Source organism: Pseudomonas sp. F220 (assembly GCF_057813935.1).
This window is the reverse complement of sequence record NZ_JBVASJ010000003.1, coordinates 159017-178195: the sequence shown is the minus strand read 5'-3', so window position 1 is coordinate 178195 and position 19179 is coordinate 159017. Positions and strand designations below refer to the sequence as shown.

Sequence of the window (19179 nt, the reverse complement as noted above, 5' to 3'; positions counted from 1 at the left end):
AACAATGCGGCGACATGCGTTTGCGAGGTTGTTGCCGTGATCGACCCCGATGGTTTCCGCCCCAATGTGGGGATCATTCTGACGAATGATGCCGGCCAGGTGCTATGGGCTCGCCGTATCAATCAAGATGCCTGGCAGTTTCCGCAGGGTGGTATCAACCCTCAGGAGACGCCGGAAGACGCCTTGTACCGCGAGTTGAACGAAGAAGTGGGGCTGGAACGCGAAGATGTGCAAATTCTCGCCTGCACTCGGGGCTGGTTGCGCTATCGTTTGCCGCAACGTCTGGTGAGGACGCACAGCCAACCGCTGTGCATCGGCCAGAAACAGAAATGGTTTCTCCTGCGCCTGGTCTCTAACGAGCAGCGGGTGCGGATGGATTTGACCGGTAAACCGGAATTCGATGGCTGGCGCTGGGTCAGCTATTGGTATCCGTTGGGCCAGGTGGTGACATTCAAGCGCGAGGTGTATCGACGCGCTCTCAAAGAGCTTGCCCCGCGCCTTTTAACGCGCGACTGACGACGGAGTTCGACCCCGAGCCATGCTCAATACGCTGCGCAAGATCGTCCAGGAAGTTAACTCCGCCAAGGATCTCAAGGCGGCGTTGGGGATTATTGTGTTGCGCGTCAAAGAAGCCATGGGCAGCCAGGTCTGCTCAGTCTATCTGCTGGACCCTGAGACCAACCGTTTCGTGCTGATGGCCACCGAGGGCTTGAACAAGCGCTCGATCGGCAAGGTCAGCATGGCACCCAATGAAGGTCTGGTCGGCCTGGTCGGCACGCGTGAAGAACCTCTGAACCTCGAAAACGCCGCTGATCACCCGCGTTATCGCTACTTCGCCGAAACCGGCGAGGAGCGCTTCGCCTCCTTCCTTGGCGCACCGATCATTCACCACCGCCGCGTCGTCGGCGTGTTGGTCATTCAGCAAAAAGAACGTCGCCAGTTCGATGAAGGTGAAGAAGCGTTCCTGGTGACCATGAGCGCTCAGCTCGCCGGGGTTATCGCCCACGCCGAAGCCACTGGCTCGATCCGCGGGCTGGGTCGTCAGGGCAAAGGCATTCAGGAAGCCAAGTTCGTCGGCGTACCCGGTTCGCCCGGTGCTGCTGTCGGTACGGCGGTGGTCATGCTGCCACCGGCGGATCTGGACGTGGTGCCGGACAAAGCCATCGCCGACATCGACGCCGAGCTAGGGCTGTTCAAGACCGCGATCGAAGGCGTGCGTGCGGACATGCGCGCGCTGTCTGCCAAGCTTGCCACTCAGCTGCGTCCAGAAGAGCGGGCGCTGTTCGACGTCTACCTGATGATGCTCGACGATGCCTCGCTGGGCAGCGAAGTGACCACCGTGATCAAGACCGGTCAGTGGGCTCAGGGCGCCTTGCGCCAAGTGGTCACCGACCACGTCAACCGTTTCGAATTGATGGACGACGCCTACCTGCGCGAACGTGCGTCGGACGTTAAAGACCTCGGTCGCCGTCTCCTGGCCTATCTGCAAGAAGAGCGTCAACAGACGTTGGTCTATCCCGATAACACCATTCTGATCAGCGAAGAACTGACGCCGGCGATGCTCGGCGAGGTGCCGGAAGGCAAGCTGGTGGGGTTGGTTTCGGTCCTGGGTTCGGGCAACTCCCACGTTGCGATCCTGGCCCGGGCCATGGGTATCCCGACGGTGATGGGGCTGGTTGACCTGCCGTATTCCAAGGTCGACGGCATTCAGATGATCGTCGACGGCTACCACGGCGAGGTCTACACCAACCCGAGTGAGGTGCTGCGCAAGCAATTCGCCGAGGTCGTCGAAGAAGAGCGGCAACTGGCCCAAGGGCTGGATGCACTGCGCGACTTGCCGTGCGTGACTCTCGATGGTCACCGCATGCCGCTATGGGTCAACACGGGTCTGCTGGCGGACGTGGCGCGGGCGCAGAAGCGCGGTGCCGAAGGCGTGGGTCTGTACCGCACCGAAGTGCCGTTCATGATCAATCAGCGCTTCCCAAGCGAAAAGGAGCAGCTGGCGATTTATCGAGAGCAACTTGCCGCTTTCCATCCGCAACCGGTGACCATGCGTAGCCTGGACATTGGCGGCGACAAGTCACTGTCGTATTTCCCGATTAAAGAAGACAACCCGTTCCTCGGCTGGCGCGGAATCCGCGTCACCCTCGACCACCCCGAAATCTTCCTGGTACAGACCCGCGCCATGCTCAAGGCCAGCGAAGGCCTGAACAACCTGCGCATTCTGCTGCCGATGATCTCCGGTACCCACGAGCTGGAAGAAGCGTTGCACCTGATTCACCGCGCCTGGGGCGAAGTGCGCGACGAAGGCACCGACGTGCCGATGCCGCCGGTTGGCGTGATGATTGAAATTCCCGCAGCGGTGTATCAGACCAAGGAACTGGCGCGGCAGGTGGACTTCCTGTCGGTCGGCTCAAACGACCTGACCCAATACCTGTTGGCCGTGGATCGCAACAACCCACGGGTCGCCGATCTCTACGACTACCTGCACCCGGCTGTGCTGCAAGCCTTGCAGAGTGTGGTGCGCGATGCCCATGCCGAAGGCAAGCCGGTAAGTATCTGCGGTGAGATGGCCGGTGATCCTGCGGCGGCGGTACTGTTGATGGCGATGGGCTTCGACAGCCTGTCGATGAACGCCACCAACCTGCCGAAAGTGAAGTGGATGCTACGCCAGATCAACCTGAGCATGGCCAAGGAACTGCTGGCCGAGCTGATGACCATCGACAACCCGCAAGTTATCCACAGCTCGCTACAACTGGCGCTGAAGAATCTCGGGTTGTCGCGGATGATCAATCCGGCGGCGGTCAAGACTCTCTAAAACGCTGATGCTCCCATCGCGAGCAGCCGGTCGACGCTCGATTGCTCGCGATGAGGCCAGATCTGACGACAACAAATCTAAATCCTGATCTCCACCTCCCCCAAATGCCCGCCATAGGGCCCAAAGCTGCGCTCCACGATGTGTCGTGAGCCATCGGCGTAAACGATCAGTGCGGTACTGGCGCGGGTGCCATAGCTGGGGCTGGCGATAAACACACTCGACAGTAGGCTCTCGGTCGCGAGGCCGACCCCGGTGTCGGGTAATTCGGCGAAAGGTGCAGTCTGTGGGTCGTTCAACAAGGCGAGTAGCGCCTGTGGTTGCGGGTCGTCCAGAACTTCGCGCAAGGCTGCCTTGGCCTTGAGCACTTTCGGCCATGGAGTATCGAGTCCTGCATTGGACAGTCCATAGACACCTGCCGCCAAAAGCATGGGTCCAGGCTCCAGCGCGTTGTAATGCCATAACTGATCAGTCGTACCAACCAACAGGTTAAATCCCGCATATTCAACCGATCTGCCGACAACGTCGGCTAAATAGTCCTCAATCGGCATGTCCCCGTTAAGAAAGCGTGCCACCAATTCACCGCGTGATCGACGGGCCGGTGGCTGATGCGGGTTGCGAATATTGGTCAGCGCAGCAAAGCGTCCAGCGGCACCGACTCCGAGCCAGGTGCCTCCTGCCTCCAGATCCCGACCCGCATAAACCTGCGGCGCCTCAGGCCATTGTGCCAACGGCAGGCTGGGGCGGGCATAGAACTCATCGCGGTTGGCGGCTACAACCAAAGGCTGGGCATGGCCGGGGCGCCAGGCGAACACGATCAAGCACATGGGGTTATCCCTCTGTGTTTTTTGCCCACTCTACGCAGAGATCGGACGGGTATCCATCGCCATCCAGTGGAGCCCAAGGCCATGCATCCGTTACCATGCCTGTCTTATTTCGGGATGCACGCATGGAATATCTGCTCTATCTGCTGCTGGGCGCCTGTGCGGGCGTGTTGGCCGGGCTGTTTGGCGTTGGCGGCGGAATCATCATTGTCCCGGTGCTGGTGTTCAGTTTCACCTTGCAAGGTTTCGATGCGTCGGTGTTGACTCACCTGGCGGTCGGTACGTCCTTGGCGACGATTATCTTTACCTCGGTCAACGCGGTCCGTGAGCATCAGCGCAGAGGCGCGGTGCGCTGGCCGATTTTTGTCTGGATGACGGTCGGGATCCTGATCGGCGCGGGTTTTGGTGCACTGACGGCTGAAGCTATCTCCGGGCCGAACTTGCAGAAAATCATCGGTGTCTTCGCCTTGGTCGTCGCCCTGCAAATGACCCTGGAACTCAAACCCAAGGCCAGCCGAACCGTTCCCGGAAAGCTCGGTCTGACCTTGGCCGGTAGCGTGATCGGTTGGGCTTCGGCGATCTTCGGCGTCGGCGGTGGCTCGCTGACTGTGCCGTTTCTGGCCTGGCGTGGCGTGCCGATGCAGCAAGCGGTGGCCACCTCATCCGCCTGCGGCCTGCCGATTGCCCTGGTCAGTGCATTAAGTTTCATGATTCTGGGCTGGCACGATCCACGCTTACCCGCTCATAGTCTGGGTTTTGTATATTTGCCCGCACTGCTCGGGATAGCCCTGACCAGTATGGTGTTCGCGCGATTCGGTGCACGGATGGCGCACAAGCTGTCACCACGCTTGTTGAAAAGAATGTTCGCTGGGTTGCTGTTTTGCGTGGGGTTGAGTTTTTTGCTCTGACACATGTCGCAACGTTGGCTTAATCCTGGTTTGGCATGGTCCAGCCCGGAATTTTTAGGTTTGAACTCTAACGAGGAGTCGTAATGCTGCCTTACCCGCAGATTGACCCGGTGGCCTTGGCCATCGGTCCGCTGAAAATCCACTGGTACGGCCTGATGTACCTGGTCGGCATCGGTGGCGCCTGGCTACTGGCGTCGAGCCGGATGAACCGTTTCGACCCGACGTGGACCAAGGAGAAGCTCTCCGACATGGTGTTCTGGATGTCGATGGGCGTTATTGTCGGTGGGCGTCTGGGTTATGTGCTGTTTTACGATCTGAGTGCTTATCTGGCCAACCCGACCCTGATCTTCGAAGTGTGGAAAGGCGGCATGTCGTTCCACGGTGGCTTTATCGGGGTCATGCTGGCGGCCTGGTGGTTCGGCAAGCGCAATGGCAAGTCGTTCTTCGAGCTTATGGACTTCGTCGCGCCGATGGTGCCAATTGGCCTGGGAGCCGGACGTATTGGCAACTTCATCAACGCCGAGTTGTGGGGCAAGCCGACCGACGTGCCGTGGGCGATGATCTTCCCGCCTTTCAGCGATCCTGATCAGTTGGCGCGTCACCCGTCACAGCTATATCAGTTCGCCCTGGAAGGTGTCGCACTGTTTGCCATCCTCTGGCTGTACTCACGTAAGCCTCGACCAACGATGGCCGTATCCGGGATGTTTGCCCTGTTCTACGGGATTTTCCGTTTCATCGTCGAATTCGTTCGTGTTCCAGACAAACAACTTGGTTATCTGGCATGGGACTGGCTGACCATGGGGCAAGTACTCTGCGTGCCGATGATTGTCGGCGGTCTGTTCCTGATCTGGCTGGCTTATCACCGCGCCCCGGCAGCCCCTGCTGCCAAAGACGCGGCGCTTTAAATTCGAATCCCGGGGCTGCGGCCCTGGGTTCAAGGACACAGGTAATTCATGAAGCAATATCTCGATCTGGTCGCCCATGTCATCAAGAATGGCACCAAGCAGGCCAACCGTACTGGCGTGAACACCATCAGTTTTCCCGGTGCCATGCTGCGCTATGACCTGAAGGAAGGCTTTCCGGCAATCACCACCCGCAAAATGGCCTTCAAGTCGGCCATCGGCGAGATGGTCGGTTTCCTGCGAGGAGTGAACAACGCCGCTGAATTCCGTGCTCTGGGCTGCAAGGTCTGGGACCAGAACGCCAACGAAAACGCTCAGTGGCTGGCCAACCCATTCCGCCAGGGCGATGACGACCTGGGTGAGATCTACGGTGTGCAATGGCGCAAATGGCCGGCGTACAAGCAGATCAACATCAGCAATCAGGCGGCGATCGACCTGGCGCTGAGCCAGGGCTATCGGCAGATCGCTGAAGGCTTCGATGCCGGCCAGGCCTACGTGGTGCTGTACAAGGCCATCGACCAGATTCGCCAGTGCGTCGACACCATCATCAAGGATCCGGGTAGCCGACGGATTCTGTTCCACGGCTGGAACTGCGCGCAGCTCGATGAAATGGCTTTGCCGCCGTGCCACCTGCTGTATCAGTTCCACCCGAATGTCGAGACCAGGGAAATATCCCTGACCCTCTACATCCGCTCCAACGACTTAGGGTTAGGTACGCCGTTCAACCTGACCGAAGGCGCAGCGCTGCTGAGCCTGATTGGCCGTCTGACCGGTTACACGCCACGCTGGTTCACCTATTTCATCGGTGATGCCCACGTCTACGAAAACCACCTGGACATGCTCAACGAACAACTCACCCGTGAGCCGTTCCCGATGCCGAAACTGGTGATTTCCGAGCGTGTGCCGGAGTTTGCCAAGACGGGCGTGTACCAGCCGGAGTGGCTGGAGCAGATCGAACCGAGTGACTTCTCACTCGAAGGCTACGAGCACCATGCGCCAATGACCGCGCCGATGGCGGTTTGATCAGCGGCTCAACGCCAACCGCACTACTGTAGGAGCGAGCTTGCTCGCGATCAGCCGCTAGGCTGAAATTCTGTGGCGTCCACGGAGCCGCTATCGCGAGCAATCGAGCGTCGACCGGCTGCTCCTACAGGGGGTTGGGGTGACTCAATGCCCGTGGCTTCTGCCCACATGTGAATGCTCGGCATCACTGGCCACCACTGAGCCACTCACTTCCAGGCTCTGCAAAATCCCGCACTGATCGATATCCGGCCCTTCGCTGCAGCGTTGGCGCAGGTCGAGCAGCTGTTCCTGTAAGGCCAGCAAGCCGTCGATCCGTGCCTTGACGTGGTGGATGTGCTCGTCGATCAAGGCGTTGACGCTTTCGCATTGGCCTTGCGGGCTGTCGCGCAGACCCAACAGGCTGCGGATTTCCTCGAGGGTCATGTCGAGGGTCCGACAGTTGCGGATAAAGGTCAGCCGCTCGGTGTGGGCCTGGGTGTACAGGCGGTAATTGCCTTCACTGCGCGCAGGTGGAGGCAGCAGGCCTTCGCGCTCGTAATAGCGGATGGTTTCGACCTGACAGTCGGTCAGTTTCGCCAGCTCACCTATCTTCATTTCAAATCATCTCCACTGGATGCTTGACCCTATAGTGGCTACAGGGTGTTCACTTGGCAACAGACACCTTTTCGGACGCGACCCATGAGCGACTCCATCCACACCCACAAACCCGATGCTGACCATCAGCATGCTGATCACGATCACGGGCAAAAACTCCGGCCAGTCGACAAGCACGACCACGCCAGCCATCAGCACTCCTGCTGTTCAGCGGCTGAAGCGCCGTCGCTGATCAAGCTGAGCGAAGCCCCCACTGCCGACGCTCGCTTGAGCAGTTTCCGCATTGACGCCATGGACTGCCCGACCGAGCAGACACTGATCCAGAACAAACTCGGCAAACTGGCGGGTGTGCAGCAACTGGAATTCAACCTGATCAATCGGGTGCTGAGCGTCACTCACGACCTGGCGTCCACCGCACCCATCGTCGAGGCAATCAAATCCCTTGGCATGCAAGCCGAGCCCATTGAGCAGGGGTCCGATGCTGAGATAACGATCCCAATACCGGCGAAAAAGCCCTGGTGGCCGTTGGCGTTGTCCGGCGTCGGCGCTTTGGCCGCCGAAGTGATTCATTTCACTCATGCGGCACCAACTTGGGTGGTGGCGTTCATCGCGCTGGTGTCGATTCTCAGTGGCGGGTTGGTCACTTATAAAAAGGGCTGGATCGCCCTGAAAAACTTCAACCTGAACATCAACGCACTGATGAGCATTGCGGTGACTGGCGCGGTGTTGATTGGTCAGTGGCCGGAAGCAGCGATGGTGATGTTCCTGTTCACCGTGGCCGAGTTGATCGAAGCCAAATCCCTCGACCGCGCGCGCAATGCCATCGGCGGCTTGATGCAGATGACTCCGGAACAGGCCACCGTGCAGCAGGCCGACGGCAGTTGGCTCGAACGTGAAGTGAAAAGCATCGAATTGGGCGCGCTGGTCCGGGTCCGCCCGGGCGAACGTATCGCTCTGGACGGTGAAGTGGTGTCCGGCAACTCGACCATCGACCAGGCGCCGATCACCGGTGAAAGCCTGCCGATTGAGAAAACCATCGGCGATAAAGTCTTCGCGGGCACTATCAACCAGTCCGGCTCCCTCGAATACAAGGTGACGGCTGCGGCCAATAACTCGACCCTGGCGCGGATCATCCATGCGGTGGAGCAGGCCCAAGGGGCACGGGCTCCAACCCAGCGCTTTGTCGACACCTTCGCCAAGATCTACACGCCGGTGGTGTTCATCTTCGCCTTGGCCGTGGCGGTGATTGTGCCGTTGTTCATGGGGGGTGACTGGTTCGAGTGGATCTATCGCGCACTGGTGCTGCTGGTGGTCGCTTGCCCCTGCGCTTTGGTGATTTCCACTCCGGTGACCATCGTCAGCGGCCTCGCGGCAGCCGCGCGCAAAGGCATTTTGATCAAGGGTGGCGTGTACCTGGAGAGTGGTTACAAGCTCGACTACCTGGCCCTGGACAAGACCGGCACCATCACCCACGGCAAACCGGTGCAGACCGATTATCTGTCCCTTGATCCGATAGCCGACGAGATCGCGCCGGGTATTGCCGCCAGCCTGGCCGGGCGCTCCGATCACCCGGTGTCGCTGGCCATCGCCAATGCGGCTGTGGGTAAACAGCTGACGCTGCACGCTGTGGATAACTTCGAAGCCCTGACCGGTCGCGGCGTGCGTGGTGAAATCGGTGGTCAGCTCTACCACTTGGGCAACCACCGTTTGGTGGAAGAGTTGGGCCTGTGTTCGCCCGCGCTGGAAGAGAAGCTGTTCGCCCTGGAAAAACAGGGAAAGTCCGTGGTGCTGCTGCTCGACACCTCGGGTCCGCTGGCGCTGTTCGCGGTAGCGGATACGGTGAAGGAGTCCAGCCGCGAGGCGATCCGGCAACTGCACGAGCTGGGCATCAAGACCTTGATGCTGACCGGTGACAACCCACACACCGCCCAGGCGATTGCGGCCCAGGTTGGCATCGATCAGGCCCAGGGCAACCTGCTGCCGACCGACAAGTTGCAAGCCATTGAGGCCTTGTACACACAAGGTCACCGGGTAGGCATGGTCGGCGATGGTATCAACGATGCCCCGGCGCTGGCCCGTGCCGAGATTGGGTTCGCCATGGCGGCGGCCGGCACCGATACCGCCATTGAGACTGCCGATGTCGCCCTGATGGACGATGATCTGCGCAAAATCCCGGCATTCGTCCGGCTCTCGCGGCAGACCTCGAGTATCCTCAAGCAAAACATCGCCTTGGCGTTGGTCATCAAGGCAATCTTTCTTGGGGTAACCTTCGCGGGCCTAGCCACCATGTGGATGGCAGTCTTTGCCGACATGGGCGTGAGCCTGTTGGTGGTGTTCAATGGTCTGCGCCTGTTGCGCAAATAAACAATGAGAGGGTGCAGTGCTGAGTGCCGAGCTGAAGGCTTTTTACATGGTCGCCCGTCTGGGGAGCATCACTCAGGCGGCGAAAAAACTCGGCCTGAGCCAACCGACAGTGACGACGCAGATTCGTCATCTGGAAAGCCAGTATTCAGTTGAGTTGTTCTACCGCGGCGGCCGCCGTTTGAGCGTCAGTGATGAAGGCGCGCGGTTGTTGCCAATGGTCAAGACGCTGTTACAGCAGGAAGCCGATATCGAGTTTTTCCTGCGCAACAGTGGACAGGTGCAAGGCACACTGCGCATCGCTGCCACGGCGCCGTATTACATTCTCGATCTGGTGAAAACCTTCCGCGAGCGCTTACCGCAGGTTGAGGTCTCGGTAGAGATTGGCAATTCGCAGCAGGTGCTGGAATCGCTGGAGGAATACCGGGTCGACATCGCCGCCTCTTCGCAGTTGCTGGAAGACGCGCGGCTGATTCGCCGGGTGTTGGGCAGCGATCCGCTGGTGCTGGCGGTGCATCGCAATCATCCGTTGGCGACCCATGGCCATGTTCCACTCAGCGCATTGGCCGGGCATACCTTGCTGATGCGTGAGCCGGGCTCGACCACTCGCCGACTGACCGAAGCCCTGCTGCAAAACGCCAACGTCAGTTTTGGCCCGCTGCTGGAAATCGGCAGCCGCGAATCGATCAGAGAGGCGGTACTGCGCAACATCGGCATCAGCATCATCGCCCGCCACGAAGTGCCCCACGACCCGCAATTGCGGGTGCTGACCTTCGAAGGTGCACCGCAGATTGCCGAGTATCTGTATTGCCTCAAGGAGCGAAAAGGCGCGCGCTTGCCGGCGGCGTTTCTCGGATTGGCACAGGAGATGGCTCCGGCCTGAAATCTCTATTGCCTGTGCCGGCCCCATCGCGAGCAGGCTCGCTCCCACAGGGGAATGCGGTCAATTGTGGGAGCGAGCCTGCTCGCGATGGCGTCGGCACAAGCAACACAGGACTTGAACCAAAATCCACCAATACCACTATCGGCAACTTTTGCCTCGTTGCCACATGACGGACGCATTGCAAACCTAGGATGGCCTTCATCTGCTTGATGAGGTCCGTCCATGAACAACTCGATCGCAACTGCTCAGACCTTTCCTGGTGCGCCGATGAGGGTGCGCGGTATTCAGAAACGTTTCGGCGCATTCGCAGCCCTGGATAACGTTTCGCTGGACGTCGCTGCCGGCGAACTGGTGTGTCTGCTCGGCCCGTCCGGGTGCGGCAAGACCACGCTGCTGCGCTGCATCGCCGGCCTGGAGCGTCAGGACAGCGGTGAGTTGTACCTCGGTGACCGCGACGTTTCACTGCTGGCACCGCAAGCCCGGGACTACGGCATTCTGTTTCAGTCCTACGCGCTGTTTCCCAATCTCACCGTCGAAGCCAACATTGCCTACGGCCTCGCCAGCAGTGGTCGCGATGAAGTGCGCAAGCGCGTCGGGCAGATGCTTGAACTGGTCGGTTTGATCGGCAGCGAAAAGAAATACCCCGGCCAACTGTCCGGCGGTCAGCAACAGCGCGTGGCCCTGGCTCGTGCCTTGGCCCCGGCGCCGTCGTTGCTGCTGCTCGACGAGCCGATGTCGGCCCTCGACGCCCGAGTGCGCGAGCATCTGTGTACTGAGTTGCGCCAACTGCAGCGCAATCTGGGTATCACGACCCTGATGGTCACCCACAATCAGGACGAGGCAATGCTGATGGCTGACCGGATTGCCGTGATGAACAACGGTAAGGTCGAGCAGTACGCCACCCCTCAGGAAATCTACGACAACCCGGCGACGCCGTTCGTGGCCGAGTTTGTTGGCCAGGGTAATTGGCTGCCGTTCCAACGCAGCAGCGATAGCCATGCCCAAGTTGGTGGCATGAACATACGGCTGGCCGAGGGTTCCGGTCGTGCCGCCTCGGGCCGCCTGTTCTGCCGTCCGGAATCCATCAGCGTCAACCCGCCGGTGCATGAGGAGAATCTGTTCCCGGCCAAGGTCCGCGAGATCACCTTCCTCGGCAACCGTTGCCGCATGAGCTTCGAACTCAACGAACTGCCGGGCCATTCGCTGCTTGCCGAGCTGGCGCCGCAAGACATGCCACGTCTGGGGGCGCAGGACATCTGGGTCGCTTTGCCTCCGCGCAGCTTGCAGGTGTTTGCCTGATGAGCTCGCAGATCGCCCTGCCGATTGCGCACAAGCAGGTTCGGCAGACCTCTCGCGCCGAGATCGGTGATCGAGTGTTCGTCGTCGGTGGCAAGGTATTGCTGCTGTGTTTGCTCGGCGTTGCGGTGCTGATGCCGTTGTTGGCGATCTTCTGGCGCGGCTTTAGTGCCGAAGCCGGGCAGGGCGGTGGTCTGGTGGCCGCTCGCGAATTAGTGACCAGCGCGAATTTCCATTGGTTGCTGGGCAATAGCCTGAAAGTTTCTCTCAGTGTGGCGGCCATCGTCGTGCCGCTGGCCTATCTGTTTGCCTACGCATTACAGCGCACGTTGATCCCGGCAAAAGGCATTTGGCGCGCGATGTCGTTGTTGCCGCTGATGGCGCCGTCGATGCTGCCGGGGATTGCCCTGGTTTATCTGTTCGGCAACCAGGGCATGCTCCGTGGGATGGTGTCGGAAAACATCTACGGCTTCTGGGGCATTGTTCTTGGCGAAGCGATTTACACCTTTCCTCATGCGTTGATGATTTTGCTCTCGGCTTTGTCCCTGGCCGATGCGCGCTTGTTTGATGCTGCGTCGAGCATGGGGGCGAGCCCGGCCAAAGCATTTCGCAGCATCACTTGGCCGGCGACCCGCCAGGCTGTTTTCGCTGCGTTCTGCCTGGTGTTCACCCTGACCATCACCGATTTCGGTGTGCCGGTAGTGGTCGGTGGCGACTATCAGGTGTTGGCGCTGGAAGCCTACAAAGCGGTGGTCGGCCAGCAGCAATTCGGTCGCGGCGCCTTGATCGGCATGGTGTTGTTGCTACCAGCGCTGTTCAGCTTCGGCGTCGATGCCTGGTTGCGTCGTCGTCATGGCGACTCCATGAGCGGCCGGGCGCAGGTCTTTAAGCCCTCGCCGTCGCGTCTGCGGGACGCTTGCTTCCTGGCCATCGTCCTACTGATTTGTGCGGTGCTGTTGTTGGTGTTCGGCATGGCGGTGTACTCGTCGCTGGTCAAGTTCTGGCCGTACAACCTGTCGCTGTCGCTCAATCATTACCAGTTCAACGACACGGCGGGCGGCGGTTGGCTGGCCTACGGCAACAGCGTGAAGATGGCTTTGTGTACAGCGCTGATCGGTAGCGTACTGATCTTCACTGGCGCCTACCTGATGGAGAAAACCAACGGCCAGCGTGGATTGAACCTGGTCCTGCGCATGCTCAGTTTTGTGCCGATGGCGGTCCCGGGTTTGGTCCTCGGTCTGGGTTACGTGTTTTTCTTCAACCTCAACGGCAACCCGCTGCATGTGTTCTACGGGACCATGACGCTGCTGGTGGTCTGCACCATTGCTCACTATTTGACCACTGCGCAAATGACCGCCACCACCGCGCTGCGTCAACTCGACGCTGAGTTCGAAGCCGCCGCGCTGTCGCTCAAGGCGCCGCTCTATCGGCACTACCTGCGGGTCACCGTGCCGATCTGCTTGCCGGCGCTGCTGGATATCGTCCGCTACCTGTTCGTCTCGGCGATGACCACCGTTTCGGCTGCGATCTTCCTCTACAGCCCAGACACCATCCTCGCGGCGGTGGCGGTGCTGAACATGGACGACGCAGGCAATGTCGGCGGCGCGGCGGCCATGTCGACCCTGATTCTGTTCACCTCGGCGGGCGTCTCGCTGCTGCTGGCCTGGGCCTCGCGCGGCTTGCTACGCCGCTCCCAGGCCTGGCGGCAAACCGCGCCCGGCAACTGATCTGCCCAATAACTCTACCTACACATCCCACTCTGATCCGCACTCACAAAGGAACCGCACCATGTTCAAGCCCCTGGCTCTTGCCGCTGCTGTCCTCACTGCTTTCAGCCTGAATGCTTTCGCGGCGAAAACCGAGCTGACGGTCTACACCGCCCTCGAAGCCGAGCAACTGAAGACTTACAAAGAAGCTTTCGAAAAGTCCAACCCGGACGTCGAGATCAAGTGGGTGCGCGATTCCACCGGGATCATCACCGCCAAGCTGCTGGCCGAAAAAGCCCGTCCGCAAGCTGATGCGGTCTGGGGCCTGGCCGCGTCGAGCCTGGCGATCCTCGATCAGCAAGGCATGCTGCAAAGCTACGCGCCGAAGGACCTGGGCAAGATCGGCGGCAACTACCGCGATGCCGCCAACCCACCGGCCTGGGTCGGCATGGACGTTTGGGCCGCGACCATTTGCTTCAACACCGTCGAAGCCCAGAAGCAGGGTTTGACCAAGCCTGTGAGCTGGCAGGACCTGACCAAGCCTGAGTACAAAGGCAAGATCGTCATGCCGAACCCGGCGTCGTCCGGTACCGGTTTCCTCGACGTCAGCGCCTGGTTGCAAACCTTCGGCGAGAAGCAGGGCTGGCAGTACATGGACGAACTGCACCAGAACATCGGCCAGTACGTTCACTCTGGTTCCAAACCGTGCAAGCTCGCAGCTTCAGGTGAATTCCCGATCGGTATCTCTTTCGAATACCCGGCCGTACAGCTGAAACGTCAGGGCGCGCCGCTGGATATCGTTCTGCCAAAAGAAGGTCTGGGTTGGGAAATCGAAGCCACTGCCGTGATCAAGGGCACGCCACATGAAGACGCTGCGAAGAAACTCGCCGACTTCTCCGCAAGCCCGGCGGCCATGGAGCTGTACAAAGAAAACTTCGCCGTCCTCGCGCAGCCAGGTATCGCCAAGCCGCAGACCGAACTGCCGGCTGATTACGAGCAGCGTCTGATCAAGAACGACTTCGCTTGGGCCTCGAAAAATCGCGACGAAATCCTGACTGAGTGGCGCAAGCGCTATGACGGCAAGTCCGAGAAGGTGGTTGCCAAGTAAGTACCTCTTCGACCGATAGGGCCTCTTCGCGAGCAAGCCCGCTCCCACATTAGATCTCTGTTGAACGGGATATTGAAGTTCACCCGATCAAGTGTGGGAGCGGGCTTGCTCGCGAAGGCAGTCTCGAATTCAGGACAAAACCTTATGACTCAACACAGCGACATGCTGATCGTCGGCGCCGGTATTCTGGGCCTGTCCCACGCTTATGCTGCGGCCAGGCGCGGGCTCAAGGTCAAAGTCTTCGAGCGTAGCGCCACACCGTTGGGTGCCTCGGTGCGCAACTTCGGTCAGGCGCTGGTCACCGGTCAACCGCCGGGGGCGATGCTTGATCTGGCACGGGCCAGTCGCGGTATCTGGGGCCAATGGGCGCAATCGGCCGGCTTGCAACTCAAGCGCAACGGCTCATACCTGTTTGCCCGCAATGAAGCCGAAGAGCACTTGTTGGAAGCCTTCTGCGCCGGGCGCGCGAAGGAGCACGGCTACCGCGTCGAACTGTTGCGGGGAGCGGCATTACGCGACCTGTATGGCGGCCAGTTCAGCCATCACCGCGCGGCGCTGCATGGTCTGGATGACCAGCAACTGTATTCCCGCGAGGCGATACCGGCGCTGATCGAGTACCTGCGCCGCGAGCTGGGTGTGGAATTTCACTTCTCCACGCTGGTGCGCGACATTGAGCCTGGCCAGTTGCACAGCACGGCGGGCACCTTTCGCGGCGAGCAGATCATTGTCTGTTCCGGGCACGATTATCAGACGCTGCTGGCTGAGCAAATCGCTGATCTCAATCCGCAAATCTGCCGTCTGCAAATGCTCCGCGCGCGGCCGCAGATCAATCTGAATCTGCAACACGCATTGCTGACGGGTTTGAGTTGCGTGCATTACGGCGCCTTTGCCGACTTGCCGGAAGCCGTACCGGTGCAGGCTCAGATTCTTCGCGATTCGCCTCACTTGCACGAACAGGGCATTCACCTGCTGATCAGTCCGACACCCTACGGCGAGCTGATCATTGGCGACTCTCACCACTACGGCAGCGATCCCTCACCGTTTAACGCTGAGCGGGTCGACAACTGGCTGATCGAACTGGCCGAACAAACGCTGGGCTGCAAGGTGCAAGTGGTCGAACGCTGGCAGGGCGTCTATGGTTCTCGCGGGCCTGGGCCGTTCTCGTTCTTGCGCGCGGCACCGGGGGTGAGCGTGGCGTTGATGCACACAGGCGTGGGCATGAGCGTCGGGCCAGCACTGGCTGAACGTAATGTCGCGACGTTGTTAGGGGAGCGTGATGAAGCGTAGTGAGCAGGTGATCGCCGAGGTCTTCGGCTTGTACGAGCAATTCGGTGACAGCGATTATATCGGCGAGCCGGTGTCGCAGATCGAGCACATGTCCCAGGCCGCGCAGCTCGCGATGGCTGAGGGCTTCGACGATGAAGTGGTGCTGGCGGCGTTCTTTCACGACATCGGGCATATCTGCGCTCAAAGCGCGGAGAACATGGGCGGTTATGGGGTGGTCAGCCATGAGCGTTTGGGGGCTGATTTTTTGCGTCGCGCAGGCTTCAGCGAGCGCATCGCGCGGTTGGTGGAGTATCACGTCCAGGCCAAGCGTTATCTGACGTTGAAAGAGGCGGGGTACTACGACCGACTCAGCGAAGCCAGCCGCCGGACCCTGGAATATCAGGGTGGGGTGATGAGCGCTGAAGAGGCTGACGCTTTCGAGCGGGACCCGCTATGCGCGGTCAGCCTGCGGATGAGGCACTGGGATGAACAGGCCAAGGAGATGTGGGTGCCGGTGATGGATTTGCAGGTGTTGAAGGAGAAGGCGGGGAGGTTGTTGGCGGTGTAGGACGGAAAAACTGTGCAGGCTTCATCGCGGGCAAGCCTCGCTCCTACAACGGCGCTGCTATATCTGTAGGAGCGAGGCTTGCCCGCGAAAGGGCCAGTGCAGACGCCCGAAATTTAAAGTTCAACCACCTTTTGCGCCAACACCTCAATTTGCTCCTGCCGCTCTGCCTGACTCAACCTCGAATGAGGATTGAGCGACGACCACTGCGGATGCGCCCGGGCCTTGTTCAGCGCTTCCGGCAACTTGCCTTCGCGCCAGGTTTTGTCTTGCGGGGTGGCGACCTGGATGCTGTCCATCGCCGCGTGTCCGCGCTGGTTCAGGGCTTGCAGCAGTTGCCGTTGGCGCAACGCCAACAATCGCAGCACGCTGTCGTCGACGGTCAGTTCGCGCTGGCCTTTGATCTTGCCGAGCAAGCGGCTGCCATAGCTGCGGGCGGTTTGCAGTGCGCCGCCAGCGATCGCCCCGGCCAGTGCGGCAGCGCCCAGGGTCAGGCCGCCTACCAGCAAGTCCACTCCAGCGCCCGCCGCCGCGCCCGCTGCGATTCCGCTGCCCACCCGTACCCCAAGCTGCTTGAGGGTTTCCGGGTTGAACAAATCGTCGCCCCAACGGCCATCCAGCAAGGGTAAATCACTGGCAGCTGCGTCTTGCGGTCGGAAGGCGTAGAGCTTGAGCAGCGCTTCGACGCAGCGTTGCTCCCGTTGGCGAATGGCTTTGCGCAGCTCGCTGATGGCGTGCTGTTCTGCATCGGCTTTGCTGACCACGCTGCGTCGGCACGCGGCGCAGTCGATCAACAGTTCGGCAATCAGGCGTGCGGCACTTTGCTGGCGGGCCAGGCGCTGCGCCTGTTGATCGGCAATCAGCCGCTCCAATTGCCCACGAGAACTCTCCAGCAATAGAGCGAGGCTTTCATAGAGTCGCCGTTCACCGTCTTCCGGCGGTGCCACGCTGTCAAAACGCACCAGGGCGTGCAGCCCGAGTCGGGCCAGGGCTTCGCGCCAATCGGGTTCGCGGTGGTTGGCGCTGCAGACGAAATTCAGCACCGGCAACAGCGGCTTGCCGCAACTGGCCAACACTTCCAGTTCATCGCGGTACTTGGCCAGCACCGGTTCGCGGGCGTCAATCACATACAGCCCGGCATCCGAGGCCAGTAACTGGCGCAGGACTTTGGCTTCCTGTTCGAAACGTTGGCGCGCCTCACTGCCGTCGAGAAATCGCGCCAGTCGCGCCGGACCATCAAGGCGTTCGCCAGGGTGTTCCAGGCGTTCCAGGTAGTCGAGCAGGGCAATCGAGTCTTCCAGCCCCGGTGTGTCATACAACTCCAGCAAGGCTTCGCCGTCGACCGATAAGCGTGCGCCCTCGACATGCCGGGTGGTGCTCGGCCGATGGGAGACTTCGCCGAAGCCGACATCCCGGGTCAGGGTGCGCAGTAGTGAGGTTTTGCCGACATTGGTGTGGCCGACCACCGCGAGCTTCAAAGGCTGCTTCCGGGACTTATCCATGACCCGTCTCCAGCCAATTCATAGGGGCGCAATCGGCGAACGGCAATTCCAGCTGTTGCAGCGCGGTGTGCCAGTCGCCGAGGCGTTCGGCGTCCAGCGCCTGACCAGGCGGTGCTTGCAGCAGCCAGACGCGGGTCGCTGAGGCGTTGCGGGCCAGTTCGGCGATCAGCGCCAGGCTGCCGCGATCCGGTGATCGGCGCGGGTCGCAGGCGATGGCCAGGCGTGCAGGGGGAAATCGGGTCATTTGTTCCAGCAGCTTTTGCCGGGATTCGCGGCTATCGAGGATGCCGGCGTCTTTCACGGTTTTCGGTAGCTTTGGCGGCCATGGATGTTGATCGTCCAGCTCGATGGCCACCAGCAGGGAGCCGTCACTTTCCAGTGCACTGACGCCGCCCTGAACATGATGCAATTGATCGGGGGCCGCATCACTGATGCCAAGGCGTTCGCTGCTAGGCATCAAGCGTTCGCGCAGCTGGCTGTAGCCGGGCAGATTCAGATCGAGGTTCAGGGTTGAACGGCCGCGCGTCCAGCGCCACAAACAGAACAGCGCCAGGAGCAAACGCGGCAACACGCCATAGACCAGCAGCACACCCACCAGCCAGGCAGCCCAGGCTTGCCGCGCGCTTTCGATATTCAGCGCGGCATCGCCACTGGCGCGAATCATTTCTACGGTGGGTACGCTGAAGCCCAGCAGAGCGGGTAGGGCGCCGAGGGTTTGGGTCATGACGACAAAGGTCTCGCCACTGAGAATGGTGGTCTCCCAAACGAAACCGTAGCGCCGGGTCGCCATCAGCATCAGCAGAATCGCCAAGGTGCTGAGTAACACCAGCAGCCACATACCGTTGACCAGCATGCCGACGGCCCAGCGATTGAGCTTCTTGCGTTGCAGCAAGAGCAGCAGGGCGGGCGCCAGTTGTGCGGCTTTGGCATCCCGGGCGAGTTTTTCACTGAGCCACAACCATAAACGCCCGAGACTGGCGCCGTGTTCGCCGGCAAACAATAGTCCCGTGGCCCAGCTGATCAGCAGAATCAGGTTCAAACCAAGCAGGCTGCCCAAGGCCCAGAACACATTGACCGGCACCAGGCCATCACCCAATGCGGCGAAAGCCAGGCCGGCACCGCTGACGATGGCCAGCACCGCCAGCACGATCAGCGCCAGTCGCGCGCCTTGCAGCCAACGGCGTAGGGCGCTGGTCAGGCCATCGCGATCGGCCAGCCACAGGGCGCGGTGCTGGATCCGGGTCGGCAAGTCGCCGCCAGCGTTGCGGGCCAGGCGGTTGGCTTCGAGGTCTTCCAAAGGGCCTGCGTGTTCTTCGCGCAGGCGCACGGTTTCAGTTAGCCAGAGGTTTTCCAGCGGGGTGAGTGCAGTCACGCGGCATCCCATTGCTCAAGTGAGCCATGAGCATAACCGCTGTGCGCTGATCGG

Annotated in this window: 16 protein-coding genes; 12 read left to right on the top strand and 4 right to left on the bottom strand. The window is 60.6% G+C overall.

The genetic code is table 11. The annotated features are described in order from the left end of the window. Positions 1–36 precede the first annotated feature (36 nt). Together ACZYSM_RS04375 and ptsP are read left to right on the top strand one after the other, a co-directional pair. Complete coding sequence (locus tag ACZYSM_RS04375) at positions 37–516, top strand: RNA pyrophosphohydrolase (RefSeq protein ID WP_489069221.1); 480 nt, start codon at positions 37–39, stop codon at positions 514–516. A 22-nt stretch (positions 517–538) separates the two neighbouring features. Next, positions 539–2818, top strand: a complete 2280-nt coding sequence (gene ptsP, locus ACZYSM_RS04370) for a phosphoenolpyruvate--protein phosphotransferase (protein WP_489069219.1) — start codon at positions 539–541, stop codon at positions 2816–2818. 77 nt (positions 2819–2895) lie between these two features. On the opposite strand, the gene ACZYSM_RS04365 is transcribed toward ptsP, so the two are convergent. Further along, complete coding sequence (locus ACZYSM_RS04365; protein ID WP_489069217.1) at positions 2896–3642, bottom strand: NRDE family protein; 747 nt, start codon at positions 3640–3642, stop codon at positions 2896–2898. Between the two features lie 122 nt (positions 3643–3764). Here ACZYSM_RS04365 and ACZYSM_RS04360 point away from each other — a divergent pair, with 122 nt between their 5' ends. From ACZYSM_RS04360 to ACZYSM_RS04350, 3 genes are all read left to right on the top strand, one after another. Beyond that, complete coding sequence (locus ACZYSM_RS04360; RefSeq protein ID WP_489069215.1) at positions 3765–4547, top strand: sulfite exporter TauE/SafE family protein; 783 nt, start codon at positions 3765–3767, stop codon at positions 4545–4547. 83 nt (positions 4548–4630) lie between these two features. Continuing rightward, entirely contained in the window at positions 4631–5452 is an 822-nt protein-coding gene (lgt, locus tag ACZYSM_RS04355; protein ID WP_489069213.1) for a prolipoprotein diacylglyceryl transferase, read from the top strand. 48 nt (positions 5453–5500) lie between these two features. Beyond that, entirely contained in the window at positions 5501–6472 is a 972-nt protein-coding gene (locus ACZYSM_RS04350) for a thymidylate synthase (RefSeq protein WP_489069210.1), read from the top strand. A gap of 144 nt (positions 6473–6616) precedes the next feature. Here ACZYSM_RS04350 and cadR read toward each other — a convergent pair whose 3' ends face one another. Beyond that, positions 6617–7066 carry a Cd(II)/Pb(II)-responsive transcriptional regulator gene (cadR, locus tag ACZYSM_RS04345; RefSeq protein WP_489069208.1) on the bottom strand — a complete coding sequence of 150 codons (450 nt, stop codon included), beginning with the start codon at positions 7064–7066 and terminating at the stop codon, positions 6617–6619. Between the two features lie 84 nt (positions 7067–7150). Between cadR and ACZYSM_RS04340 the strand changes: the two genes are divergently transcribed. From ACZYSM_RS04340 to ACZYSM_RS04310, 7 genes are all read left to right on the top strand, one after another. Further along, complete coding sequence (locus ACZYSM_RS04340) at positions 7151–9430, top strand: heavy metal translocating P-type ATPase (RefSeq protein ID WP_489069206.1); 2280 nt, start codon at positions 7151–7153, stop codon at positions 9428–9430. A gap of 16 nt (positions 9431–9446) precedes the next feature. Beyond that, positions 9447–10310 (top strand): LysR family transcriptional regulator, encoded by an 864-nt coding sequence (locus tag ACZYSM_RS04335; protein ID WP_489069204.1) that lies wholly within the window; start codon positions 9447–9449, stop codon positions 10308–10310. A 222-nt stretch (positions 10311–10532) separates the two neighbouring features. Next, positions 10533–11609: a putative 2-aminoethylphosphonate ABC transporter ATP-binding protein gene (locus ACZYSM_RS04330; RefSeq protein ID WP_489069202.1), complete on the top strand. Its 1077-nt coding sequence runs from the start codon at positions 10533–10535 to the stop codon at positions 11607–11609. Next, the gene (locus ACZYSM_RS04325; protein ID WP_489069200.1) at positions 11609–13333 is read left to right on the top strand and encodes a putative 2-aminoethylphosphonate ABC transporter permease subunit; all 1725 of its coding nucleotides are present in this window, start codon (positions 11609–11611) and stop codon (positions 13331–13333) included. Before ACZYSM_RS04330 ends, ACZYSM_RS04325 begins: the two co-directional genes overlap by 1 nt. A gap of 61 nt (positions 13334–13394) precedes the next feature. Then, the gene (locus ACZYSM_RS04320; protein WP_489069198.1) at positions 13395–14420 is read left to right on the top strand and encodes a putative 2-aminoethylphosphonate ABC transporter substrate-binding protein; all 1026 of its coding nucleotides are present in this window, start codon (positions 13395–13397) and stop codon (positions 14418–14420) included. 144 nt (positions 14421–14564) lie between these two features. After that, on the top strand, positions 14565–15707 hold the full coding sequence (locus ACZYSM_RS04315) for a TIGR03364 family FAD-dependent oxidoreductase (RefSeq protein WP_489069196.1): 1143 nt from the start codon (positions 14565–14567) through the stop codon (positions 15705–15707). Continuing rightward, entirely contained in the window at positions 15697–16254 is a 558-nt protein-coding gene (locus ACZYSM_RS04310; protein ID WP_489069194.1) for a phosphonate degradation HD-domain oxygenase, read from the top strand. Before ACZYSM_RS04315 ends, ACZYSM_RS04310 begins: the two co-directional genes overlap by 11 nt. Positions 16255–16367: 113 nt before the next feature. Here ACZYSM_RS04310 and ACZYSM_RS04305 read toward each other — a convergent pair whose 3' ends face one another. Both ACZYSM_RS04305 and ACZYSM_RS04300 read right to left on the bottom strand, forming a co-directional pair. Further along, a complete protein-coding gene (locus ACZYSM_RS04305; RefSeq protein WP_489069192.1) occupies positions 16368–17753 on the bottom strand; it encodes a GTPase/DUF3482 domain-containing protein in 1386 nt (461 codons plus the stop codon). Beyond that, positions 17746–19125: a DUF2868 domain-containing protein gene (locus ACZYSM_RS04300; RefSeq protein WP_489069190.1), complete on the bottom strand. Its 1380-nt coding sequence runs from the start codon at positions 19123–19125 to the stop codon at positions 17746–17748. Before ACZYSM_RS04300 ends, ACZYSM_RS04305 begins: the two co-directional genes overlap by 8 nt. Positions 19126–19179: the final 54 nt, after the last annotated feature.